The sequence below is a fragment of the Serratia sp. GW822-FHT06E05 genome (genome assembly GCF_058799445.1).
In genome coordinates, this window is sequence record NZ_JBXALM010000009.1 from 160791 (window position 1) to 184637 (window position 23847).

Sequence of the window (23847 nt, forward strand, 5' to 3'; positions counted from 1 at the left end):
AAGAAAAAACCTTATAAATGATACGCCATTTTCTGCCATTTAACGGTGAATTTCAGGCATAAAAAAACCAGCCCGAAGGCTGGTTTCTTAGTCCGATTAACCGCAAGCGGTCAAATCAGATGTTATGCATCACCGAAACGGCGACGTGGTGCAGCCGGAGCGGCGTCATCACGACGTGGGGCGCGTTGGCCGTCACGGTTGAAGTTACCGCCACGACGTTCGCCACCGTTGCCGGCAGGTGCAGCAGCACCGCCTTCACGACGATCACCGAAAGAACGACGGCCTGGGTTTGCCCCTTCACGACGTTCGCCGTTGAATGGACGACCACCGCCACGACGCTCGCCGTTACCTGCACCAGCACCGCCTTCGCGACGCTCACGACGTTCATGCGGCTGTGCATCGCCCAGCAGTTGCATGTTCATCGGCTTGTTCAGGATACGAGTACGGGTGAAGTGAGACAGGATCTCGCCCGGCATGCCTTTTGGCAGTTCGATGGTCGAGTGACCAGCAAACAGCTTGATGTTACCGATGTAACGGCTGCTGATGTCACCTTCGTTAGCGATCGCGCCAACGATATGACGAACTTCAACGCCGTCATCACGGCCCACTTCAATGCGGTACAGCTGCATTTCGCCAACGTCACGACGCTCGCGACGTGGGCGATCTGCGCCACCATCACGGCTGTCTGGACGTGCGTCACGACGACGGTCGCTGCCGCGGTCGTCACGGTCGTTGAATTCACGACGCTGACGTGGTTTGAACACGGGATCCGGTGGCAAGATCAGAGGACGTTCGCCCTGTGCCATTTTCAGCAGTGCTGCGGCCAGGGTTTCCATTTCCAGCTCTTCTTCCGGCTGCAGTTTAGCCAGCAGTGCGCGGTACATGTCCAGATCGCTGCTTTCCAGCTGTTGCTGTACTTTAGCGGCGAACTTGGCCAGACGACGCTCACCCAGCAGTTCTGCGTTTGGCAGCTCAACTTCTGGAATGGTCAGCTTCATGGTGCGTTCGATGTTGCGCAGCAGGCGGCGTTCGCGGTTTTCTACGAACAGCAGCGCACGGCCGGCACGACCAGCACGGCCGGTACGGCCGATACGGTGAACGTAAGACTCTGAATCCATAGGGATGTCATAGTTTACCACCAGGCTGATACGCTCAACGTCCAGGCCACGAGCAGCAACGTCGGTTGCGATCAGGATATCCAGACGACCATCTTTCAGGCGCTCCAGGGTCTGCTCACGCAGTGCCTGGTTCATGTCGCCGTTCAGTGCTGCGCTGCTGTAACCGCTGCGCTCCAGCGCTTCAGCCACTTCCAGGGTCGCGTTTTTGGTACGAACGAAGATAATCGCCGCATCAAAGTCTTCCGCTTCCAGGAAACGCACCAGCGCTTCGTTTTTACGCATGCCGTGCACAGTCCAGTAGCTCTGGCTGATGTCCGGACGGGTAGTGATGCTGGATTGGATGCGCACTTCCTGCGGCTCTTTCATAAAGCGGCGGGTAATGCGACGGATCGCTTCCGGCATGGTTGCGGAGAACAGCGCGGTCTGATGTTCAGCCGGGATCTCTGCCATGATGGTTTCTACGTCTTCGATAAAGCCCATGCGCAGCATTTCGTCGGCTTCATCCAGCACCAGACCGCTCAGGTTAGAGAGGTTCAGGGTGCCACGCTTCAGGTGGTCCAGCAGACGGCCTGGAGTCCCTACTACGATTTGCGGGCCCTGACGCAGAGCGCGCAGCTGCACGTCATAACGCTGGCCGCCATACAGGGCCACGACGTTAACGCCATGCATGTGTTTGGAGAAATCAGTCATCGCTTCAGCAACCTGAACCGCCAGTTCGCGGGTCGGTGCCAGCACCAGGATCTGAGGTGCTTTCAGGGAAGCGTCAAGGTTGTGCAGCAGTGGCAGCGAGAATGCTGCAGTTTTACCACTACCGGTCTGTGCCATGCCCAGCACATCACGGCCGTTCAACAGGTGAGGAATACACTCAGCCTGGATCGGTGAAGGTTTTTCATAGCCCAGATCGGTCAGGGCAGAAATGATCGGAGCAGACAGCCCCAGGTCAGCAAAAGAGGTTTCAAGCTCAGTAGTCATGTACACGTGCCTCATTAATAATGGCAGCCAGTCTACATAACTCGTCGAGAAAATTTTCAGTCATTTTCATTGAAAAGTGTGAACCGGCTCAAATTAGATTATAAAACGAACAAAAAAGCCCTCGCCCGTTAAGACGATAACTTTGGCAAAAAACCAATGTATATCAGGCTGATAGTTGTTCGTCAGCTATTGCTGGTCCGATTCCGATAGGTCGTCTTGTTCTTGGCCTAACAGCGCCAATTCCAACAATGCATAGCGGTGCTCAACGAAGTTATGAACGTTGTTAGCGACCGTCAGTTTGAACAGCGCCGAAGCGGTGTCCTTGTCCCCCAGACTTAGGTAATGCTTACCTAAATAGAAGTCAGTTTCACTGAGATGCTCAGCGAGCGAAGTGTTATCCGTTGCATCTGCCTTGAGCCTTTCCATCAGCGTTTTTTCACTGATGTTGCCCAGGTAGAATTCGACAATATTCCATCCCCATTGCCCTCGGTTCGCTTTGTCATAACGCTGCTGGAGCGCTACGTCAGCCTTCTTGGGATCGATTTCTCTTTCCACCAGATAAAGCCACAACGAACGGAAGGGATCGTTTGGGTCGTCTTGATAAAACGCCTGCAGATCATCCTGCGCCAACGGGAAGCGGCCGCCATAATACAGTGCGATGCCCCGGTTTAAACGCGCGTAATTGTAAGTTGGATCAAGCTCTAGTACAGAATCAAACGCTTCATAGGCAGCATCAAAATTGCCTGCCTGCGTTAAGTAAATGCCCAGGTAGTTGAAAACTTCTGGCATATCAGGACGTATCGCCAGCGCTTGCGAGAAATCATTGCGCGCCAGTGCACGTAGCCCGAGGCTATCATACAGCACACCGCGCTCATATAAAAGCTGCGCACGCTCATCGTCCGTCAGTGCCCGGCTGGCAAGTATTTGTTCCATGCGCGCCAGGATCACTTCCTGCTGCAGAGTTGGCTGCAACGGGATCGCCAAAACTTCGTCTTTACGCCAATCATGGTTGCTGCATCCTGCCAGCATGAGTGCTGTCGCAACGTAACACCAGCGCAAGAAAGGCTTCATTTCCCACTCCCGAAGACAAACATTGGATGAACATCCTTTCATCCGTTTGCTAATACGCAAGCATCCTACCCGCGCGATACGAACAGCTCCCAACCCCATGGCCGGGAGCTGTAAATCTATCTATACAGTTATTCTGCTTCAGGCGCAGGTGAACCTGCTTCTGGTGCGGTCGCTTCTTTGATGCTCAGACGCACGCGGCCCTGACGGTCAACTTCCAGTACCTTAACCGGTACTTCCTGACCCATCTGCAGATAGTCGGTCACTTTCTCAACGCGCTTGTCTGCGATTTGAGAGATGTGCACCAGACCTTCTTTACCGCCGCCGATCGCCACGAATGCGCCGAAATCAACGATACGGGTAACTTTACCCTGGTAAATACGGCCCACTTCGATCTCGGCAGTGATCTCTTCGATGCGGCGAATAGCGAATTTCGCTTTCTCACCGTCGGTAGCAGCGATTTTCACTGTACCATCATCTTCGATTTCGATGGTAGTGCCGGTCTCTTCGGTCAACGCACGGATGACAGAGCCGCCTTTACCAATCACGTCTTTGATCTTGTCCGGGTTGATTCGGATAGTGTGAATACGTGGTGCGAACTGAGAGATATCGCCACGCGGAGTGCTGATAGCCTGTTCCATTACGCCCAGGATGTGCAGACGCGCGCCCTTGGCCTGGTTCAGTGCAACCTGCATGATTTCGCGGGTGATGCCTTCAATTTTAATGTCCATCTGCAGCGCGGTAATACCGTCACGGCTACCCGCTACTTTGAAGTCCATGTCACCCAGGTGATCTTCGTCACCCAGAATGTCGGACAGAACCACAAAGTTGTCTTGTTCTTTCACCAGGCCCATTGCGATACCCGCAACGGCGGCTTTGATTGGCACACCAGCGTCCATCAGCGCCAGAGAAGCGCCACAGACTGAAGCCATGGAAGAAGAACCGTTAGATTCGGTGATTTCGGAAACCACACGCACCGTGTACGGGAAATCTTCTGCTTTAGGCATCATAGCCAATACGCCGCGTTTCGCCAGGCGACCGTGACCAATTTCACGACGTTTAGGCGAACCTACCATCCCGGTCTCACCAACGGAGTACGGAGGGAAGTTGTAGTGGAACAGGAAGCTGTCGGTCTTCTCGCCCATCAGCTCATCCAGGTTCTGCGCATCACGTGCGGTACCCAGAGTTGCAGTAACCAGAGCCTGAGTTTCACCACGGGTGAACAGTGCGGAACCGTGGGTACGCGGCAGTACGCCAGTGCGCACGTCCAGGCCACGGATCATGTCTTTTTCACGGCCGTCGATACGCGGCTCGCCACGCAGCACGCGGCTACGAACGACGTTTTTCTCAACGCTGCCCAGGATGTCCTGAATTTCAGACGCGTCCAGGGTTTCGTCCTGTGCCAACAGGGTTTCAACAACGCTGTTCTTGATCGCATCTACCTGAGCGTAACGCTCTTGTTTTTCGGTAATGTGATAAGCGTCGCCCAGGCGGCCTTCTGCCAGTTCTGCAACACGCGCGTGCAGCGCTTCGTTGACTGCAGGTGCCTGCCAATCCCACTTAGGCTTGCCGGCTTCGGCAACCAGGGAATTGATGTTCTCGATAACGATCTGCTGTTGCTCGTGGCCAAAGACCACCGCGCCCAGCATTTGATCTTCGCTCAGAACGTCAGCTTCGGATTCAACCATCAGCACTGCACCTGCGGTACCGGCAACCACCAAGTCCAGGCTGCTTTCTTTCAGCTCGTCAGTCGTTGGGTTCAGCACGTACTGGCTGTTGATGTAACCCACGCGAGCAGCACCGATTGGGCCATTGAACGGAATACCGGACAGGCTCAGGGCTGCAGAGGCACCGATCATCGCAACGATGTCCGGGTTAACCTGCGGGTTTACGGAAACAACGGTCGCGATCACCTGAACTTCGTTCAGGAAGCTGTCCGGGAACAGTGGACGGATCGGACGGTCAATCAGACGGGAAGTCAGAGTTTCGCCTTCGCTCGGACGGCCTTCACGACGGAAGAAGCTGCCCGGGATACGACCAGCAGCGTAGGTACGCTCCTGATAGTTAACGGTCAGTGGGAAGAAGCTCTGGCCTGGTTTGGCTTTTTTCTGGCCAACTACGGTAACGAATACGGCGGTGTCATCCATGCTCACCATCACGGCGGCGGTGGCTTGACGAGCCATCATACCGGTCTCGATAGTGACGGTATGCTGGCCATACTGGAATTTGCGAATGATCGGTGTCAGCAAAATTATATCCTTAGATTAGGCGCGCAATCGTATTGACGACTCGACACGCCATTGACTCGATTTGCCTTCTCACTACATCCTCGCGACTAATGACAATCCTTATCTCAAGCCTGAGACAAAGCCTCTCATTAGCCGCGCGAACCTCTGTAATGGAAGATCCTGTTTGGAAACATCAGTAATACATTAACCTGATTTGCTTATGCTTCCTAGAAGAAAGGGGCCCAAATAGGCCCCTTTCCACTGAAACTCGCTAGATTAGCGACGCAGACCCAGACGCTCGATCAGGCTGGTGTAACGTGCTACATCTTTACGCTTCAGGTAGTCCAGCAGCTTACGACGCTGAGAAACCATACGCAGCAGACCACGACGGCTGTGGTGATCTTTTTTGTGCTCTGAGAAGTGGCCTTGCAGATGGTTGATCTGCGCAGTCAACAGGGCAACCTGAACTTCGGAAGAACCGCTGTCGTTAGTACCACGACCGAAATCAGCTACGATTTTAGCTTTAGCTTCAACACTTAGAGACATTGTAATACTCCAGATTATAGATAATAAATACAGGCGCCGATCTCTAATTCAGCAACCCAATGCATAAGCTGCGCCATTCTACCCTTAGCGCAGTGCGATCGCAAGGCAGTGCGTTTTCTGCCCTCAGTCGAAATATTCGACGACCAGGCGGCGCGGCGCCACACGACCGTCATCGGCAATATCACCCACGCCGATAAATTTACGCTCTTCACCTTCGGTGATACGTACCATGCCCGAGGCCGGCGCACCGGCAACCTGTACGGGCTGCCCCTGCTTAACGTATCCCGCGACTACCGGGAGCAAATTCACTTCCGGGTAGTTCTCCACCGGGCTGTCCATCGGCATCAGCAGAGGATCGAGCAGCTCGCCTGGCGCGACTTCCTGTGCCTGTGCCTGCTCCAGCAATTCGTTCAGCTGTTCCAGCGTGACCATCCTTTCGATCGGATAGGTCGCCACCTGCAGACGACGCAGGTAGATCACGTGTGCGCCACACCCCAGCAACTCACCGAGGTCGTCGGTAATGGTGCGGATGTAGGTGCCTTTCGAACAGTGAATTTCCAGCTCCAGTTCGTCCCCTTCCCAGCGGATAAACTGCAGATCGTAAACGGTGATGCTGCGTGCTTCGCGCGGAACTTCGATACCTTGACGAGCATACTCATAGAGTTTCTTGCCCTGGTACTTCAGCGCCGAATACATCGAAGGCACCTGCTTGATATCGCCGCGGAAGCTGTCCAACGCCGCATCGAGCTGCACCTGGGTGAAGTTCACCGGACGTTCCTGCACAATCTGGCCGTCGGCGTCCGAAGTATCGGTGCGCTGACCCAGTCGAGCAATAACGCGATAGCGTTTGTCGGAGTCGAGCAGGAACTGTGAGAACTTGGTCGCCTCACCGAGGCAAATCGGCAGCATGCCGGTCGCCAGCGGGTCGAGCGCGCCGGTGTGTCCCGCGCGGTTGGCGTTATAGAGGCGTTTTACTTTTTGCAGGGCGTCGTTAGACGACAGGCCCTGCGGTTTGTCCAGCAACAGGACGCCGTGGATATCACGGCCGCGGCGACGAGGGCGACTCATTAAGCCTCCTCGTCATCGCCTGATGCGGAACGGCGTTCGGCGTCGTTCTTCACTACGTTAGTCACCAGGTTGGACATGCGCATGCCTTCAACCAGAGAGTTGTCGTAAGCGAAGGTCAGCTCAGGCACTACACGCAGACGCATGGCTTTGCCCAGCAATGTGCGGATGTAACCCGAAGCGTCTTGCAGCGCTTTGATGCCGTTTGGCACCAGTTCCGGATCCGGGTTTTCGGTCAACACGTTCAGGAAGGTGACATAAACTTTGGCATAGGCCAAATCGCGAGAAACTTCTACACCAGAAACGGTAGCCATGCCGATACGCGGATCTTTGACTTCACGCTGCAGAATGATAGCAATCTCTTTTTGCATCTCTTGTGCCACGCGCTGACCGCGGCTGAATTCTTTTGCCATTATGGATTCTCCAGACAAATCGGGGGGCACAAGGCCCCCCAGAAAAGACTTAAGCAGATGTGCTAGCGTTAAGCGATGGTACGTTGGATCTCGATGATTTCGAAGACTTCGATCATGTCGCCGACGCGCACGTCGTTGTAGTTCTTAACGCCGATACCACATTCCATGCCGTTACGGACTTCGTTAACGTCATCTTTGAAGCGGCGCAGGGATTCCAACTCGCCTTCATAGATAACCACGTTGTCGCGCAGAACGCGGATTGGGTTGTGACGCTTGATGTTACCTTCGGTAACCATACAACCGGCAATAGCACCGAATTTAGGTGATTTGAACACGTCACGCACTTCGGCCAGACCGATGATCTGCTGCTTGTACTCAGGCGCCAACATACCGCTCATCGCCTGCTTCACTTCGTCGATCAAGTTATAGATCACGGAGTAGTAACGCAGATCCAGGCTTTCTGCTTCAATCACGCGGCGCGCAGAAGCGTCGGCACGGACGTTGAAGCCCAGGATGATGGCGTTGGAAGCGGCTGCCAGCGTTGCGTCGGTTTCAGTGATACCACCTACGCCAGAACCAACAATCTTCACTTTCACTTCGTCGGTAGAGAGTTTCAACAGTGAATCCATGATGGCTTCACAAGAACCCTGTACGTCGGATTTCAGTACGATGTTCAGCTCAGAAACTTCACCGTCGGTCATGTTCGCAAACATGTTTTCCAGTTTGGATTTCTGCTGACGCGCCAGTTTAACTTCGCGGAACTTGCCTTGACGGTACAGCGCAACTTCACGCGCTTTCTTCTCATCGCGCACAACGGTCGCTTCATCACCGGCGGCAGGAACGCTGGACAGGCCCAGGATCTCAACCGGAATAGAAGGACCCGCAGAGGTCACTTCGCGACCCAGTTCGTCACGCATCGCACGCACGCGGCCGTATTCGAAGCCACACAGAACGATATCGCCTTTGTTCAGCGTACCTTCCTGTACCAACACGGTAGCAACCGGACCACGACCTTTATCCAGGAAGGATTCGATAACTACGCCGCTGGCCATGCCGCTGCGTACTGCTTTCAGTTCGAGAACTTCGGACTGCAGCAGGATAGCGTTCAGCAGTTCGTCGATACCGGTACCGGCTTTCGCAGATACGTGAACGAACTGAGCTTCGCCGCCCCACTCTTCCGGCATAACGCCGTACTGGGACAGTTCTTGCTTAACGCGATCCGGATCGGCTTCCGGCTTGTCAATTTTGTTCACTGCAACCACCAACGGTACCTGCGCTGCTTTCGCATGCTGGATAGCTTCGATGGTTTGCGGCATTACGCCGTCGTCGGCAGCAACAACCAGAACAACGATGTCAGTCGCCTGAGCACCACGGGCACGCATTGAAGTAAAGGCTGCGTGGCCTGGGGTATCCAGGAAGGTGATCATGCCGTTGTCGGTTTCTACGTGGTAAGCACCGATATGCTGGGTAATACCGCCGGCCTCGCCTGCTGCCACCTTGGTGGAGCGGATGTAGTCCAGCAAAGAAGTTTTACCGTGGTCGACGTGGCCCATGATGGTCACAACTGGCGCACGTGGCTCAGCCGCTGCACCGGTATCACGGTCGCTCATCAGCGCTTCTTCCAGCTCGTTCTCACGACGCAGGATAACTTTGTGGCCCATCTCTTCGGCAACCAGCTGCGCGGTTTCCTGATCGATGACCTGGTTGATGGTGGCCATTGCGCCCAGCTTCATCATCGCTTTGATGACCTGAGAGCCTTTAACCGCCATTTTGTTAGCCAGTTCGGCTACGGTGATGGTTTCGCCGATAATAACGTCGCGGTTAACCACCTGAGCCGGCTTGTTGAAGCCCTGCTGCAGAGTGCTTGGCTTACGCTTGCCTTTACCGCCACGGGTAACGGCGCGCGCTTCTTCACGGTCTGCTTTAGACTCGGAAAGCTTGTTGCCTTTCTTCTGCTTGGTCGCTTTACCGCCACGGGTGCGGCTGCGGCGTTCGCCTTCAACTTTAGCGTCGTTTTCGTCTTCAGCGGCACGGGCGTGCTGAGAGGTAGTCACGTGGTAATCGGCTGTTTCAACCGCAGCGCTTGCTGCTTCAGCTTCGGCCCACTTCTCACCGTTCTCTTCTGCCATGCGGCGAGCTTCTTCCGCTACGCGTTTGGCGTCTTCTTCGACCTTACGGCGTACTTCCTCTTCCGCTTTACGTTTCAGTTCAGCGGCTTCGGCTTCACGGCGTGCTTTTTCTGCCTGAGCTGGCTTGGTCATTTCGTCGGTATGTTGATTCGTCACTTTTTCTTTTTCCGCTGAATTACGCTTAGCAATCTCCGCGGCCTCACGTTTGGCTTGCTCTTCGGCTGCGCGCTTCGCTTCTGCTTCGCGTTTCGCTAGCTCTTCCGCTTCGCGCTGTGCCTGCTCTTCCGCTTCACGCTGTGCCTGCTCTGCCGCTTCAGCCTGTTGGGCTTCTGGCGTATCGCGATTTACATAAGTGCGTTTCTTGCGGACCTCAATTTGCACCGATTTACTTTTACCGCCGGTGCTCGGAATATTCAAGGTGCTGCGCGTTTTGCGCTGCAACGTGAGCTTACCAGGCGCGCTACCGTGTTCACGGTTCAGGTGCGCCAGTAAGGCTTCTTTCTCATGTTGGGTTACAGAGTCTGTCTCAGACTTGTTAATCCCTGCATCAGCAAACTGCTGTACCAGGCGATCAACTGGAGTCTGAATCTCTGCTGCCAGCGATTTTACGGTTACATCTGTCGTCATGCTGTTCCTTCCTGCTACAGTTTATTACGCGTTGTCGCCAAACCAACAGATATTACGTGCGGCCATAATCAGCTCGCCGGCTTGCTCATCGCTAAGCCCTTCAATATCAGCCAGATCGTCAACACCCTGCTCGGCAAGATCTTCCAGCGTACAAACCCCACGCGCGGCCAGTTTAAAGGCCATGCTGCGCTCAAGACCCGGAAGGTTGAGCAAATCGTCAGCAGGTTTTTGGTCGCCCAGGCTTTCTTCTTGGGCCAGGGCCAGCGTGGTCAATGCAGCTTTGGCGCGATCGCGCAACGCTTCAACCATATCTTCATCCAGACCGTCGATTTCCAGCAGCTCTTTGATTGGCACGTAAGCCAATTCTTCCAGCGTAGAGAAGCCTTCTTCGACCAGTACGGTGGCGAAATCTTCGTCGATATCAAGATACTTGGTGAAGGTATCAATGGCGGCATGAGCTTCGGCCTGGTGCTTGGCCTGCAGATCGTCCGCCGTCATCACGTTCAGTTCCCAACGGTCGTCGTCACGGTGTTGTTTTAACAGCTGGGATGCCAAACGCACGTTTTGGCCATTACGGCCGATCGCCTGTGCCAGATTGCTGGCTTCAACGGCGATATCCATAGTGCAATTATCTTCATCAACCACGATCGAGGCAACGTCTGCCGGCGCCATGGCGTTGATGACGAACTGCGCAGGGTTATCATCCCACAGGATGATGTCGATACGTTCACCGCCGAGCTCGCTCGAAACGGCCTGAACGCGCGCACCGCGCATACCTACGCAAGCGCCGACCGGGTCGATGCGTTTGTCGTTGGTTTTCACTGCAATTTTCGCACGGGAGCCTGGATCGCGGGCTGCCGCTTTAATTTCAATCACTTCTTCGCCGATTTCCGGTACTTCGATGCGGAACAGTTCTTTCAGCATCTCAGCGCTGGAGCGGCTGACGAACAGCTGGGCACCACGGGCTTCGGGACGAACGGCGTACAGGATGCCGCGGATGCGGTCGCCTGGACGGAAGTTTTCGCGCGGCAGCATGTCTTCACGGCCGATTACCGCTTCGGCGTTGCTGCCCAGATCCAGCGCAATGCTGTCACGGTTAACTTTCTTCACCACGCCGGTGACGATTTCACCTTCGTGCTGACGGAAAGCATCAACGACCATAGCGCGCTCGGCTTCACGTACTTTCTGTACGATAACCTGTTTCGCGGTTTGAGTGGTGATACGGTCGAAGGTAACAGATTCAATCTGATCTTCGATGTAACCGCCCAGCTCGATGCCTGGCTCTTCATACTGCGCAGCTTCCAGCGTGATTTCACGCGTTGGCTGAGTCACTTCATCTACGGCGACCCAACGGCGGAAGGTATCGAAATCGCCAGTTTTGCGGTCAATGCTGACGCGAACTTCGATTTCCTGCTCGTATTTTTTCTTGGTGGCGGTGGCTAATGCGGTTTCCAGCGCTTCGAAAATCTTCTCACGCGGAAGGGATTTTTCATTGGAAACAGCTTCAACAACAGCCAGAATCTCTTTATTCATCCTAGTTGCCTCATCCAAACTTTAAAAGTGGGGTACCAGGTTCGCTTTCTGGATATTGCTCAGCGCGAACACTTCATCTTTCCCTTCCACAGTAACCGTGATCATCTCGCCATCGACAGACTTGATAATGCCCTGCCATTTGCGACGGTTCTGTACGGCCATGCGCAGGACCAAGCTGACTTCATCACCGAGGAAACGAGTATAGTGTTCGGCGGTGAACATCGGGCGATCAAGGCCAGGAGAGGAGACTTCCAAGTTGTAAGCGACTGTGATTGGCTCTTCGACGTCCAATACAGCGCTGACCTGGTGGCTGACATCAGCGCAATCGTCAACATTGATGCCGTTTTCACTGTCAATATAGATACGGAGCGTCGATTGGCGCGCACGAATAAATTCGATGCCTACAAGTTCAAAGCCCAACGCTTCTACCGGTGCCGAAAGCATCTCTGTTAATTTTTGCTCTAATGTGGACAAGCCCACCCCCAAGACATAAAAAAAGGGCCTAATAGCCCAGTGATTCTGTTGCCAAATAACAAAAAACCCCGAAAATTCGGGGCTTTATGCAACTGGACCCTGTTTGCCGCTAAGCGGCTTCGGTGCAACTTTCTAACAAGTGTCATTTTCAAATGTTGATCGAGAAAAGCGGAATTCAATCGAAAAGTGTATTTGAAAATAAACACTTAAAGGAAAGTGGTTGCGGGGGCCGGATTTGAACCGACGACCTTCGGGTTATGAGCCCGACGAGCTACCAGGCTGCTCCACCCCGCGTCCGAAAACGTGGCAAATATTACGCCGATAATCGCAAAATTGCAAGTTATCTCTGGGATTTGGTACCGAGGATGGGACTCGAACCCACAAGCCCGTTAGGGCACTACCACCTCAAGGTAGCGTGTCTACCAATTCCACCACCTCGGTACTGATTCTTACTGCTAACGGCCGTTATTTTAATGAGGTAATAACAACCGTTTTCAAACTCTGTTACTGCGTGCTGCTTACTGCGGGATATCGCTGCTCGGCTTGGTTGGTGCTGCCGGCGCGGTAGTCTGCTCAGATTTCACTGGCTGACCCAGGTTTTCCCACTCGCTGCCTTTCTTGCTCTGGTTGGTGCTCAGGTTGCCCAGGATCAGACTGATGACGAAGAACAGCGTCGCCAGCACAGCCGTCATGCGGGTCATGAAGTTACCGGAACCGCTCGAACCGAACAACGTGCCAGAAGCACCTGCTCCGAATGAGGCTCCCATATCAGCGCCTTTACCTTGCTGCAGCATAATCAGAGCAACCAGCCCGATTGAGATCAGCAGGAAAATTACCAGAAGAGCTTCGTACATAGTTGTACCCGTATCCTTGCGGCTTCACCGCGTGCCAAATGCTTCACACCCCAAAGGCTTCTAATTCTATTAAGAAGTCGCAGGCGTTATATCAAACTGCCCACTGAAGCGGGTGTGAATACTAACCAAAGGCGCCAAACCACGCAAGGGCAATTTGCAGCCACCGGCGCGTTTGCGGAAAAAAACGCCAATAAAATTCGCAGGCTGTGATTTCCGAGGGCAGCGGTTGCCCCCGGACCGATCAAAAAAGCGTTAGCCCGCAGATTTCACCGCGTCGGCAATGCGATGTGCCAATGCCGTCACTTGCTGCTCGTCCTCGCCTTCCACCATCACGCGGATCAGCGGCTCGGTACCGGATTTACGTAGCAGCACGCGGCCGCGGCCGGCCAGTTCAGCCTCGACCTGCTCGGTGATTTTACGCACCTCTTCCGATTCAAGCGGGTTGTGCTCGCCGACAAAACGCACGTTGACCAGGATCTGCGGCAGTAATTTCATGCCGCTGCACAGGTCGTGCAGGCTCATGTTGTTGCGGACCATCGCCGTCAGTACCTGCAGACCTGCAACGATGCCGTCACCGGTGGTAGTTTTATCCAGCAGGATTACATGGCCGGAGTTCTCCGCACCAATGCGCCATCCCAGTTCCTGTAGCTTCTCCAGTACATAGCGATCGCCGACTTTGGCGCGAGCGAAGGGAATGCCCAGTTGCTTAAGTGCCAGTTCGAGCCCCATGTTGCTCATCAGCGTGCCAACCGCGCCACCGCGCAGTTGGCCCTGACGCAACCCTTCGCGGGCGATGATATAAAGGATCTGGTCGCCGTCGACCTTGTGACCAAGGTGATCAACCATCATCACCCGGTCACCGTCACCGTCAAATGCCAGACCGACGTGCGCTTTTTCCAGCAGCACGCGCTCTTGCAGTTGGCGAACGTCTGTTGCACCGCATTTTTCATTGATGTTCATGCCATCCGGTTCAACGCCGATGGCAATCACCGTGGCACCCAGTTCACGCAGCACGCTCGGCGCAATGTGATAGGTCGCGCCGTTGGCGCAGTCCACCACAATTTTCAGGCCTTTCAGGCTCAGTTCGCTCGGGAAGGTGCCTTTACAGAATTCGATGTAACGGCCGGCAGCATCAATGATCCGGCTCGCTTTACCCAGTTCGGAAGATTCTACGCAGGTCAGCGGTTTTTCCATTTCAGCTTCAATGGCTTCTTCCACATGATCCGGCAGCTTCGCGCCATCAATGGAGAAGAATTTAATGCCGTTGTCGTAAAACGGGTTATGAGAAGCGGAGATCACAATACCGGCTTCCGCACGGAAGGTACGCGTCAGATAGGCTACCGCCGGCGTCGGCATAGGCCCCGTGAAGGAAGCAGACAGCCCCGCCGCGGCAAGACCGGCTTCCAATGCCGACTCAAGCATGTAACCTGAGATACGGGTATCTTTGCCGATAATAATTTTACGAGAACCGTGGCGTGCCAGCACCTTGCCCGCCGCCCAACCCAGCTTCAGAACGAAATCTGGGGTAATAGGGCTATCACCGACCTTGCCACGAATGCCGTCGGTACCAAAATATTTGCGCTCGCTCATGTCTCTATCATCCCTTAGCTGAAATGGTTGCCTCGACGACACGCATCGCCTCGACGGTTTCTTTAACGTCATGCACTCTGACAATCTGCGCTCCCTGCATGGCGGCGATAACCGCGCAGGCTACGCTGCCGATAACCCGCTGATCAGGAGGGACATTCAGCAGTTGCCCAATCATCGACTTACGCGACATTCCCACCAAAAGCGGCAGGCCGAAGTGATGAAACTCAGACAATCTGGCCAGAAGCTGATAATTGTGCGCTAAATTCTTACCGAAACCGAACCCGGGGTCGAGCAGCAATTTCTGATTTGTAATACCGGCGGCATTACAGCGTTCAATATGATGCTGAAAAAAGGCGTTCACATCGCCAATAAGATCGTCGTAGTGCGGTGCCTGCTGCATGGTTCGTGGCTCACCCTGCATGTGCATCAGGCACACTGGCAACCCGCTTTCCGCCGCAGCGGCCAATGCGCCCGGCTCCTGCAATGAGCGAACGTCGTTGATCAGGTGCGCACCGGCCTGAGCCGACTCGCGGATCACCCCCGCTTTCGAAGTATCTACCGAGATAAAAACTTCAAAACGCCGGGCAATGGCTTCAACGACGGGGACTACGCGCGCGATCTCTTCGTCTTCGCTGACCTCAGCCGCTCCCGGTCTTGTCGACTCGCCGCCCACATCAATCATGGTCGCACCGGCCGAAATCAGCGCATGCGCGTGCAGCAAAGCCTGATTAAGCTGGTTGTGTTGGCCGCCGTCAGAAAAAGAATCCGGGGTCACGTTGAGGATCCCCATCACCCGCGGATGGGAAAGATCGAGAGTCATGTCTCGCACGGTTAACTGCATTGCTAATCCACCTTACTGTTGCCTGGTTCACTGCCCGCCGGGCAATAAAAAACCCCGGCATGCCGGGGTTCGATGTTATTACACAGCCAAAGTTACTTGTCTAGCTGTTCAGACATGGTATTGCCTGGGTTTGGTGTGCGCGGTTCATCAACCGGCGTCGGGGCTTTTGGTGTGCCACCGTTGTCGGAATTGCTGCCCTTGCCCACATCGTCCCAACCCGCTGGCGGACGCACGTCTTTGCGGTTCATCAGATCGTCAATCTGCGGCGCGTCGATGGTTTCGTACTTCATCAGGGCGTCCTTCATTGAATGCAGGATGTCCATGTTTTCCATCAACAGCGAACGCGCTCGCACATAGTTACGTTCAATCAGGGATTTAACTTCCTGGTCGATAATGCGCGCGGTTTCGTCCGACATGTGCTTCGCCTTGGCCACTGAACGGCCCAGGAACACTTCGCCCTCTTCTTCCGCATACAGCAATGGCCCCAGCTTCTCGGAGAAGCCCCATTGGGTCACCATGTTGCGGGCAATCGAGGTCGCCACTTTGATGTCGTTCGAGGCACCGGTAGAGACTTTTTCCGGTCCGTAAATGATCTCTTCAGCCAGACGGCCGCCGTACAGAGTAGAGATTTGGCTTTCCAGCTTCTGACGGCTGGCGCTGATCGCATCCCCTTCCGGCAGGAAGAAGGTCACACCCAACGCACGGCCACGAGGGATAATCGTGACCTTATGCACCGGATCGTGCTCAGGAACCAGGCGACCAATAATGGCGTGGCCAGCTTCGTGATACGCGGTCGACTCTTTCTGCGCTTCGGTCATCACCATGGAGCGACGTTCTGCCCCCATCATGATCTTGTCTTTGGCTTTTTCGAACTCCACCATCGACACAACACGTTTGTTGCCACGTGCGGCAAACAGCGCAGCTTCGTTAACCAGGTTGGCCAGGTCAGCACCGGAGAAGCCAGGCGTACCACGAGCCAGTACAGATGCATCAACATCGGGTGCCAGTGGCACGCGGCGTGAATGCACTTTCAGGATCTGCTCACGGCCACGCACGTCCGGCAAGCCCACCACAACCTGGCGGTCGAAACGGCCTGGACGCAGCAATGCCGGGTCAAGCACGTCTGGACGGTTAGTCGCAGCGATAACGATGATACCTTCGTTGCCTTCAAAGCCGTCCATCTCAACCAGCATCTGGTTCAGCGTCTGTTCACGTTCGTCATGACCGCCGCCAAGGCCGGCACCACGCTGGCGACCGACGGCGTCGATTTCATCGATAAAGATGATGCACGGTGCCGCTTTCTTCGCCTGCTCGAACATGTCACGCACACGGGAAGCACCGACACCCACAAACATTTCCACGAAGTCAGAACCGGAAATGGTGAAGAACGGCACTTTCGCCTCACCGGCGATAGCTTTCGCCAGCAGGGTTTTACCTGTCCCCGGCGGGCCAACCATCAGCACGCCTTTCGGGATCTTGCCGCCCAGCTTCTGGAAACGGCTCGGCTCGCGCAGGTATTCCACCAGTTCGCTTACTTCGTCTTTCGCTTCGTCACAGCCGGCAACGTCAGCAAAAGTGGTTTTGATCTGGTCTTCCGTCAGCATGCGGGCCTTGCTCTTGCCGAAGGACATCGCGCCCTTGCCGCCGCCGCCCTGCATTTGACGCATGAAGAAGATCCAGACCCCGATCAGCAACAACATCGGGAACCATGAAATAAAGATAGAAGCCAGCAAACTCGGCTCTTCAGGCGGTTCACCAACCACTTTCACATTCTTGGTCAACAACGTATCCAGCAACTTAGGATCGTTGACAGGGATGTAGGTCGTGTATTTGTTACTGTCTTTCTTGGTAACGTTAATTTCACGTCCATTGATTCGCGCTTCGCGAACCTGATCTTGGGTCAGTTCGGACATGAAGGTAGAGTAATCCACCCTACGGCCATTCGACTCGCTGGGCCCAAAGCTCTGGAATACAGACATCAACACTACCGCGATGACTAACCAGAGAATTAGGTTTTTCGCCATGTCACTCAAGGGATTAACCTCATATTACAACTGTGTTAACAAACAGCGTTAGGGTACTACAGCTTGCGCCCTGTCGCTACAATGTACACTTCGCGCGAACGTGCGCGGGAAGCGTCTGGCTTACGAATCTTAACCTTCGTAAACAGGGAGCGAATTTCCCGTAGGTACTCGTCAAAGCCATCTCCCTGGAACACCTTCACCAGGAAACTTCCGCCTGGTGCGAGGACATCACGACACATTCCCAGTGCTAATTCCACCAGATACATCGATCTTGGAATATCGACGGCCGGAGTGCCACTCATATTCGGGGCCATGTCAGACATGACCACCTGAACCTTACTTTCACCTACACGTTCCAACAGAGCCTTGAGCACCAGTTCATCACGAAAATCGCCCTGAAGGAAATCGACGCCAACGATAGGATCCATTGGCAAAATATCACAGGCGATGATGCGGCCGGAACCGCCAATCTGGGTCACGACATACTGCGACCAACCACCCGGCGCCGCACCTAAATCTACTACGGTCATGCCAGGTTTAAACAGTTTGTCACTCTGCTGTATTTCATCAAGTTTAAACCAGGCGCGCGAACGTAGCCCTTTTTTCTGCGCCTGTTGCACATATTTATCGCTAAAGTGTTCTTGTAACCAGCGACTGGAGCTAGCAGAACGCTTTTTATTAGCCATCTCGTTTTCCAACTATCATAAAAAGAGTCTTAATGTCAGGTTCGCAGCTCATGTAGACTCACACCGATGAAGACCGATTTGGTGATATACATGAGATGGCGGTAGAATGTACCGTTTTCAATCCCAACTTAAGCAAAAAAGACAATGAATCTGAATAATAAACAAAAACAGCACCTGAAAGGCCTGGCGCATCCGTTAAAACCGGTTGTCATGCTGGGTAATAACGGTCTCACCGAAGGGGTGCTGGCTGAAATTGAACAGGCTCTGGAGCATCATGAGCTGATCAAGGTAAAAATCGCTGCTGAAGATCGCGAAACCAAAACCCTGATCGCCGACGCTATCGTGCGTGAAACGGGTGCCTGCAATGTGCAAGTCATCGGCAGTACGCTTATTCTTTACCGCCCGTCTAAAGAGCGCAAGATCAGTCTACCGCGTTAATAAGCATTGGGTTAACGAAAAGGTGCCATGCACCTGATTCAGATAAAAGGCCGCACGCGGCCTTTTTCCTTTCTTTACAAAACCCTGGCGATTTTCTGCACGATTGGAAGGTAATCAGAGATATTCAACCTTCAAGATCTCATAATCGACATCGCCACCCGGGGTTTTTATCACAACCACATCATCTTGTTCTTTGCCGATCAGGCCACGTGCCATAGGCGAATTCACAGAAATCAGATTTTTCTTGAAATCAGCTTCGTCGTCGCCAACGATACGGTAGGTCACTTCTTCTTCGCTATCCAGGTTCAGCACCGATACGGTAGCGCCAAAAATCACGCGGCCATTGTTTGGCATCTTGGTGATATCGATCACCTGCGCGTTCGACAGCTTGGCTTCAATTTCCTGGATACGTCCTTCACAGAATCCCTGCTGCTCACGCGCCGCATGATACTCTGCGTTTTCTTTCAAATCGCCGTGTTCACGGGCGTCAGCGATGTCCGCAATGATTTTCGGACGGCGCACGCCTTTCAAATATTCGAGTTCTTCGCGCAGTTTTTCAGCGCCAAACAAGGTCATCGGAATCTGTTTCATAGTATAAATACCTCTAAATCTTTCCTGTTCAAATAGCCGTCATCCTGACGTGTTCGTATGAAAAAACGGTGGGTACGTGCCCCCCGCCTCCAGGCGATAAACAAAAGAAGCCTGACTCGGAACCCTTGCCCAAGTCAGGATCGATTTTGCATTTTGATACGCATTTTAGCCTAGAGTTCCTTGAGGGTCATCGTTTACTTTTTCCCTGAATGCACCGTAGTATGACGGCACGTTATCCAGCTGTTATCCCGAGATTATGCGTTTTTCACGAATTGTCAGTGCATTGGCTTGCGCATTTGTTCTGAATGCGAATGCGGCCCCGGTTGAAGATTACACACAATATTTGCCTGATGGGGCCAACCTTGCCCTGGTAGTTCAGAAGATCGGCGCTAGCGCTCCGACCATCGATTATCACTCTCAGCAAATGGCGTTGCCGGCCAGTACCCAAAAAGTACTGACCGCTTTAGCTGCCTTGTTGCAGCTCGGCCCAGACTATCGCTTCACCACCACGCTGGAGAGCCAGGGCGACATCAGCGACGGCGTGCTGCGCGGCAACCTGATTGCCCGCTTTGGCGGCGATCCGACCTTTAAGCGCCAGAGCCTGCGCAACATGGTGGCGATCCTGAAAAAACAGGGCGTGCACCAGATTACCGGCGATGTGCTGGTCGATACCTCGGTATTCGCCAGCCATGACAAAGCCCCCGGCTGGCCGTGGAACGACCTGACGCAGTGTTTCAGCGCACCGCCGGCGGCGGCGATAGTCGACCGCAACTGTTTCTCGGTGTCGCTGTACAGCGCCCCCAATCCGGGCGATATGGCCTTTATTCGCGTGGCCTCCTATTATCCGGTCAATATGTTTAGCCAGGTTCGCACGTTGGCGAAAGGGTCCGCGGATGCCCAATACTGCGAGCTGGATGTGGTGCCGGGCGAATTGAACCGCTTTACCCTGACCGGTTGCCTGACCCAACGCAGCGATCCCCTGCCGCTGGCCTTCGCCATTCAGGATGGTGCCAGCTACGCCGGGGCGATCCTGAAAGATGAGCTGACCCAGGCCGGTATCCAGATCGACGGACACCTGAAGCGCCAGACGCAGCCGGGCCTGAAAGGCACGGTGATCGCCCAGACTCAATCAGCACCGTTGCACGAATTGCTGAAGATTATGCTGAAGAAATCGGACAACATGATTGCCGATACCGTCTTCCGGACCATCGGTCATGAACGTTTTGGCGTTCCAGGTACCTGGCGTGCCGGCGCTGACGCCGTGCGTCAGGTGCTGCGTCAGAAGGCCGGCGTGGATTTGGGCAACAGCATCGTGGTAGACGGCTCAGGCCTTTCACGCCATAACCTGCTGGCTCCGGCGACCATGATGCAGGCGCTGCAATACATTGCGCAGCATGACAGCGAGCTGAACTTTATTTCGATGCTGCCGCTGTCCGGTTACGACGGAACGCTGCGCTACCGTGGCGGGCTGCACGAAGCCGGTGTTGACGGCAAGGTGTCCGCCAAAACCGGTGCGCTGCAGGGCGTATATAACCTGGCCGGTTTTATCACTACCGCCAGCGGCCAGCGTTTTGCCTTCGTACAGTATCTGTCAGGCTATGCCGTACCGCCGGAAGATCAAAAGCAGCGTCGAGCACCACTGGTGCGTTTCGAAAGCCGCCTGTATCGGGATATTTATCAGAATAACTGAGGGTTATGATGAAACTGCTGATTGTGGAAGACGATGAGCTGCTGCAACAAGGGTTGGCACTGGCATTAGCCGGGGAAGGCTATGCCTGTGACTGCGCCGCCACGGCAGCGGAGGCCAATGCTCTGCTCATCACCAGCCAATACAGCATGATTATCCTCGATCTGGGCTTGCCCGACATGGATGGCACCAGCCTGCTGCGGCAGTGGCGCCGCCAGCAGGTCGATCTGCCGGTGCTGATTTTGACCGCCCGTGACGCACTGGAAGACCGGGTCGACGGGCTGGACGCCGGTGCTGACGATTACCTGGTCAAGCCCTTCGCGTTAGTTGAGCTACAGGCGCGCGTGCGCGCCCTGATCCGCCGCTATCAGGGCCACAGCGACAATCTTATTCAGTTGGACGATCTCCAGCTCAATCTCTCCAGCCAGCAGGTTTATGTTCAGCAGCAGCCGGTGGAGGTGACGCCGAAAGAATTCGCCATCCTCTCCCGCCTGATGATGCGCGCCGGTCAAACGGTTAATCGCGAGCTGTTGCAGCAGGATCTCTATACCTGGCAGGATGATTTAGGCTCCAACACGCTGGAAGTGCATATCCATAACCTGCGTCGTAAATTGGGCAAGGACCGCATCCGTACCGTTCGTGGCATTGGCTATCGTCTGGAATCCTCATCATGATCAGCATGCGCCGTCGTCTGTTGTTGATGCTGGCGCTGATCCTGTTGGTCACCCAGTTAATCAGCGCCTTTTGGCTCTGGCATGAAAGCCAGGAGCAAATCAGTTTCCTGGTGGATGAAACCCTGTCGGCCAAGGTGCGTACCGAGCGTGTCGATACGGAAATCGCCGAGGCGATAGCCTCACTGCTCGCCCCTTCGCTGATCATGATGATCGTCACCCTGCTGGCCTCATTCTGGGCTATCAGCTGGATTATTCGCCCGCTCAATCAGCTGCAGCAACGGTTGGAGAAGCGTTCCGCCGATAACCTGACGCCTCTGCCGCTCAGCGGAGACAGCCTCGAAATTATGGCGGTCACCACCACACTCAACCAACTGTTCTCACGGTTGGATAACACCATTCAACAAGAACGACTGTTCACCGCAGATGCCGCACATGAGTTACGAACGCCACTGGCGGGGATACGACTGCACCTGGAGTTAATGGAAAAACAGGGGGTCCCGCAAAGTAAGCCGTTGATCACCCGCATCGATCAACTGATGCACACCGTCGAACAGCTGTTGATGCTCGCACGCGCCGGACAAGACTTTGCCAGCGGCCACTATCAGCGTTTCGATTGGGTGAGCGACGTGATCCTGCCGCTACAAGAGGAACTTGAGGAGTTGACCCGCCAGCGCGGACAAAAACTGCAATGGCAGCTCCCGACGGCGGCCCCGATGCATGGCGATCCGGTCCTGCTTCGCCTGCTGCTGCGTAATCTGGTAGAAAATGCTCACCGCTACAGCCCGGAAGGCAGCAGCATTCAGGTGCAGCTGACACAGCAGAAACCCGGCTATCAGTTGCAGGTGACGGATGAAGGCCCGGGAATCAAAGAACAAATGGAAGGTGAGCTCACTCAGGCATTCCGCCGTATGGATCAACGCTATGGCGGCAGCGGACTGGGACTGAACATCGTCACCCGCATAGTGCAACTGCATCAGGGCCGTCTGACTCTGGAAAATCGCCAGGATACCCACGGGCTGAATGCACAATGCTGGTTACCTGAGAATGTCCTGAACAAATAATGCCGATAAAAAAAGGGCCCAGTTTTTAACTGAGCCCTTTTCTTTGCAAGATTATTTCTGGTAAATGATTTCGACGCCTTCGTCGTCATCTTCGTCCCAGTCATCATCCCAATCGTCTTCCGCTTCAGCTTCCACTTCAGCGATCTGTTCACGGTGGTAATCATCCCACATGAACTCGACTTTCTCCGGTGCGCTTTCTTCGATAGCCATGGCTTTCGGTTGGGTGTTGATGAACTTCATCACGTCCCAGCACAACGCATTCACGCCTTCGCGATTCACCGCGGAGATCATGTAGTACTTGCCTTCCCAGCCCATGCCTTCTGCAATCGCCTTGGCGCGCTCGGCGGCTTCTTCCTCACCTATCAGGTCAACCTTGTTGAAAACCAGCCAGCGTGGCTTCTGCGCCAGATTTTCGCTGTATTGATTCAACTCGTTGATAATGACTTTGGCGTTTTCTACCGGATCGGATTCATCGATAGGTGCGATATCCACCAGGTGCAGCAGAACGCGGCAACGCTCCAGGTGCTTCAGGAAGCGAATACCCAGGCCGGCACCGTCGGAAGCCCCTTCGATCAAGCCAGGAATGTCGGCAATAACGAAGCTCTGTTCGTGATCCATACGTACCACGCCCAGGCTTGGGACCAGAGTGGTAAATGGATAGTCGGCCACTTTCGGCTTAGCGGCGGACACTGCACGAATGAAGGTGGATTTGCCAGCGTTTGGCAGGCCAAGCATGCCAACATCGGCCAGCAGCAACAGCTCCAGCAAGATGTCACGTGCTTCACCGGCGGTGCCCAGCGTTTTCTGGCGCGGTGCACGGTTAACTGATGATTTAAAACGGGTGTTGCCCAAACCGTGCCAACCGCCCTTCGCTACCATCAGACGTTGTTCATGGCGAGTCATGTCACCGAGGATCTCACCGGTGCCCTGATCCTGCACGCGGGTACCGACCGGTACCTTGATGGTGATATCTTTGCCACGCTTGCCGGTACAGTCACGGCTTTGGCCGTTCTGGCCACGTTCAGCACGGAAAGATTTCTCAAAGCGGTAGTCGATCAGCGTGTTGAGGTTTTCGTCCGCCAACAGATAGACGTCGCCGCCATCGCCGCCGTCACCGCCATCAGGGCCGCCGTTCGGGATATACTTTTCGCGGCGGAAGCTGACGCAACCATTACCACCGTCACCTGCAACGACCAAAATCGCTGCTTCATCTACAAACTTCATTTAC

21 protein-coding genes and 2 tRNA genes are annotated in these 23847 nt (G+C 54.5%); 4 read left to right on the forward strand and 19 right to left on the reverse strand.

Features of this window, described 5'->3' with window-relative positions; translation table 11 throughout:
* Positions 1–122: 122 nt before the first annotated feature.
* The 17 genes from AC1RKC_RS19375 to rlmE form a co-directional block, all read right to left on the reverse strand.
* The gene (locus AC1RKC_RS19375; protein ID WP_020824957.1) at positions 123–2090 is read right to left on the reverse strand and encodes a DEAD/DEAH family ATP-dependent RNA helicase; all 1968 of its coding nucleotides are present in this window, start codon (positions 2088–2090) and stop codon (positions 123–125) included.
* The gene (yrbN, locus tag AC1RKC_RS19380; protein ID WP_096335046.1) at positions 2080–2160 is read right to left on the reverse strand and encodes a protein YrbN; all 81 of its coding nucleotides are present in this window, start codon (positions 2158–2160) and stop codon (positions 2080–2082) included. Before yrbN ends, AC1RKC_RS19375 begins: the two co-directional genes overlap by 11 nt.
* A 116-nt stretch (positions 2161–2276) precedes the next feature.
* Entirely contained in the window at positions 2277–3161 is an 885-nt protein-coding gene (gene nlpI / locus AC1RKC_RS19385) for a lipoprotein NlpI (RefSeq protein ID WP_012004952.1), read from the reverse strand.
* Between the two features lie 128 nt (positions 3162–3289).
* On the reverse strand, positions 3290–5407 hold the full coding sequence (pnp, locus tag AC1RKC_RS19390; protein WP_020824956.1) for a polyribonucleotide nucleotidyltransferase: 2118 nt from the start codon (positions 5405–5407) through the stop codon (positions 3290–3292).
* 255 nt (positions 5408–5662) lie between these two features.
* The gene (rpsO, locus tag AC1RKC_RS19395) at positions 5663–5932 is read right to left on the reverse strand and encodes a 30S ribosomal protein S15 (RefSeq protein ID WP_012004950.1); all 270 of its coding nucleotides are present in this window, start codon (positions 5930–5932) and stop codon (positions 5663–5665) included.
* A gap of 123 nt (positions 5933–6055) precedes the next feature.
* Entirely contained in the window at positions 6056–7000 is a 945-nt protein-coding gene (gene truB / locus AC1RKC_RS19400) for a tRNA pseudouridine(55) synthase TruB (protein WP_115060316.1), read from the reverse strand.
* Complete coding sequence (gene rbfA, locus AC1RKC_RS19405) at positions 7000–7410, reverse strand: 30S ribosome-binding factor RbfA (RefSeq protein ID WP_020824954.1); 411 nt, start codon at positions 7408–7410, stop codon at positions 7000–7002. The genes truB and rbfA overlap by 1 nt, the downstream gene beginning before the upstream one ends.
* Before the next feature lie 68 nt (positions 7411–7478).
* Positions 7479–10166 (reverse strand): translation initiation factor IF-2, encoded by a 2688-nt coding sequence (gene infB / locus AC1RKC_RS19410; RefSeq protein ID WP_020824953.1) that lies wholly within the window; start codon positions 10164–10166, stop codon positions 7479–7481.
* Between the two features lie 24 nt (positions 10167–10190).
* Complete coding sequence (nusA, locus tag AC1RKC_RS19415) at positions 10191–11699, reverse strand: transcription termination factor NusA (protein WP_004952855.1); 1509 nt, start codon at positions 11697–11699, stop codon at positions 10191–10193.
* A gap of 21 nt (positions 11700–11720) precedes the next feature.
* Positions 11721–12173 carry a ribosome maturation factor RimP gene (rimP, locus tag AC1RKC_RS19420; protein ID WP_071827073.1) on the reverse strand — a complete coding sequence of 151 codons (453 nt, stop codon included), beginning with the start codon at positions 12171–12173 and terminating at the stop codon, positions 11721–11723.
* 217 nt (positions 12174–12390) lie between these two features.
* Positions 12391–12467 (reverse strand) — tRNA-Met (locus AC1RKC_RS19425).
* A gap of 60 nt (positions 12468–12527) precedes the next feature.
* Positions 12528–12614: transfer RNA gene (locus AC1RKC_RS19430), tRNA-Leu, on the reverse strand.
* A 77-nt stretch (positions 12615–12691) separates the two neighbouring features.
* The gene (gene secG, locus AC1RKC_RS19435) at positions 12692–13027 is read right to left on the reverse strand and encodes a preprotein translocase subunit SecG (protein ID WP_020824951.1); all 336 of its coding nucleotides are present in this window, start codon (positions 13025–13027) and stop codon (positions 12692–12694) included.
* A 252-nt stretch (positions 13028–13279) separates the two neighbouring features.
* Positions 13280–14617 (reverse strand): phosphoglucosamine mutase, encoded by a 1338-nt coding sequence (gene glmM / locus AC1RKC_RS19440; protein WP_046374649.1) that lies wholly within the window; start codon positions 14615–14617, stop codon positions 13280–13282.
* Between the two features lie 7 nt (positions 14618–14624).
* On the reverse strand, positions 14625–15458 hold the full coding sequence (gene folP / locus AC1RKC_RS19445; protein WP_020824949.1) for a dihydropteroate synthase: 834 nt from the start codon (positions 15456–15458) through the stop codon (positions 14625–14627).
* Positions 15459–15550: 92 nt separating this feature from the next.
* The gene (ftsH, locus tag AC1RKC_RS19450; RefSeq protein WP_041414147.1) at positions 15551–17482 is read right to left on the reverse strand and encodes an ATP-dependent zinc metalloprotease FtsH; all 1932 of its coding nucleotides are present in this window, start codon (positions 17480–17482) and stop codon (positions 15551–15553) included.
* A 56-nt stretch (positions 17483–17538) separates the two neighbouring features.
* Entirely contained in the window at positions 17539–18168 is a 630-nt protein-coding gene (gene rlmE / locus AC1RKC_RS19455; protein WP_012004940.1) for a 23S rRNA (uridine(2552)-2'-O)-methyltransferase RlmE, read from the reverse strand.
* A gap of 144 nt (positions 18169–18312) precedes the next feature.
* Between rlmE and yhbY the strand changes: the two genes are divergently transcribed.
* Positions 18313–18606 carry a ribosome assembly RNA-binding protein YhbY gene (yhbY, locus tag AC1RKC_RS19460; RefSeq protein ID WP_004933536.1) on the forward strand — a complete coding sequence of 98 codons (294 nt, stop codon included), beginning with the start codon at positions 18313–18315 and terminating at the stop codon, positions 18604–18606.
* Between the two features lie 114 nt (positions 18607–18720).
* Here the strand turns inward: yhbY and greA are convergent, their stop codons facing one another.
* Positions 18721–19197: a transcription elongation factor GreA gene (greA, locus tag AC1RKC_RS19465; protein ID WP_020824947.1), complete on the reverse strand. Its 477-nt coding sequence runs from the start codon at positions 19195–19197 to the stop codon at positions 18721–18723.
* A 256-nt stretch (positions 19198–19453) separates the two neighbouring features.
* On the opposite strand from greA, the gene dacB reads away from it, so the two are divergent.
* From dacB to pmrB, 3 genes are read left to right on the forward strand one after another with little or no spacing between them, the layout of a single operon-like run.
* Positions 19454–20887 carry a serine-type D-Ala-D-Ala carboxypeptidase gene (dacB, locus tag AC1RKC_RS19470; RefSeq protein WP_234530566.1) on the forward strand — a complete coding sequence of 478 codons (1434 nt, stop codon included), beginning with the start codon at positions 19454–19456 and terminating at the stop codon, positions 20885–20887.
* Between the two features lie 8 nt (positions 20888–20895).
* Entirely contained in the window at positions 20896–21558 is a 663-nt protein-coding gene (gene pmrA, locus AC1RKC_RS19475) for a two-component system response regulator PmrA (RefSeq protein ID WP_493092704.1), read from the forward strand.
* A complete protein-coding gene (gene pmrB, locus AC1RKC_RS19480) occupies positions 21555–22619 on the forward strand; it encodes a two-component system sensor histidine kinase PmrB (protein WP_020824944.1) in 1065 nt (354 codons plus the stop codon). The genes pmrA and pmrB overlap by 4 nt, the downstream gene beginning before the upstream one ends.
* Positions 22620–22670: 51 nt before the next feature.
* On the opposite strand, the gene cgtA is transcribed toward pmrB, so the two are convergent.
* A complete protein-coding gene (gene cgtA, locus AC1RKC_RS19485; RefSeq protein ID WP_020824943.1) occupies positions 22671–23843 on the reverse strand; it encodes an Obg family GTPase CgtA in 1173 nt (390 codons plus the stop codon).
* Between the last annotated feature and the right edge of the window lie 4 nt (positions 23844–23847).

Bases quoted from the DNA above. Each gene is read 5' to 3' on its own strand.
- cgtA (WP_020824943.1), bottom strand. From the start codon at position 23,843: ATGAAGTTTGTAGATGAAGCAGCGATTTTGGTCGTTGCAGGTGACGGT.
- rpsO (WP_012004950.1), bottom strand. From the start codon at position 5,932: ATGTCTCTAAGTGTTGAAGCTAAAGCTAAAATCGTAGCTGATTTCGGT.
- yhbY (WP_004933536.1), top strand. From the start codon at position 18,313: ATGAATCTGAATAATAAACAAAAACAGCACCTGAAAGGCCTGGCGCAT.
- ftsH (WP_041414147.1), bottom strand. From the start codon at position 17,482: ATGGCGAAAAACCTAATTCTCTGGTTAGTCATCGCGGTAGTGTTGATG.
- truB (WP_115060316.1), bottom strand. From the start codon at position 7,000: ATGAGTCGCCCTCGTCGCCGCGGCCGTGATATCCACGGCGTCCTGTTG.
- yrbN (WP_096335046.1), bottom strand. From the start codon at position 2,160: ATGAAAATGACTGAAAATTTTCTCGACGAGTTATGTAGACTGGCTGCC.
- pmrA (WP_493092704.1), top strand. From the start codon at position 20,896: ATGAAACTGCTGATTGTGGAAGACGATGAGCTGCTGCAACAAGGGTTG.
- nusA (WP_004952855.1), bottom strand. From the start codon at position 11,699: ATGAATAAAGAGATTCTGGCTGTTGTTGAAGCTGTTTCCAATGAAAAA.
- pmrB (WP_020824944.1), top strand. From the start codon at position 21,555: ATGATCAGCATGCGCCGTCGTCTGTTGTTGATGCTGGCGCTGATCCTG.
- folP (WP_020824949.1), bottom strand. From the start codon at position 15,458: ATGCAGTTAACCGTGCGAGACATGACTCTCGATCTTTCCCATCCGCGG.
- greA (WP_020824947.1), bottom strand. From the start codon at position 19,197: ATGAAACAGATTCCGATGACCTTGTTTGGCGCTGAAAAACTGCGCGAA.
- infB (WP_020824953.1), bottom strand. From the start codon at position 10,166: ATGACGACAGATGTAACCGTAAAATCGCTGGCAGCAGAGATTCAGACT.
- glmM (WP_046374649.1), bottom strand. From the start codon at position 14,617: ATGAGCGAGCGCAAATATTTTGGTACCGACGGCATTCGTGGCAAGGTC.
- dacB (WP_234530566.1), top strand. From the start codon at position 19,454: ATGCGTTTTTCACGAATTGTCAGTGCATTGGCTTGCGCATTTGTTCTG.
- rbfA (WP_020824954.1), bottom strand. From the start codon at position 7,410: ATGGCAAAAGAATTCAGCCGCGGTCAGCGCGTGGCACAAGAGATGCAA.
- AC1RKC_RS19375 (WP_020824957.1), bottom strand. From the start codon at position 2,090: ATGACTACTGAGCTTGAAACCTCTTTTGCTGACCTGGGGCTGTCTGCT.
- secG (WP_020824951.1), bottom strand. From the start codon at position 13,027: ATGTACGAAGCTCTTCTGGTAATTTTCCTGCTGATCTCAATCGGGCTG.
- nlpI (WP_012004952.1), bottom strand. From the start codon at position 3,161: ATGAAGCCTTTCTTGCGCTGGTGTTACGTTGCGACAGCACTCATGCTG.
- rlmE (WP_012004940.1), bottom strand. From the start codon at position 18,168: ATGGCTAATAAAAAGCGTTCTGCTAGCTCCAGTCGCTGGTTACAAGAA.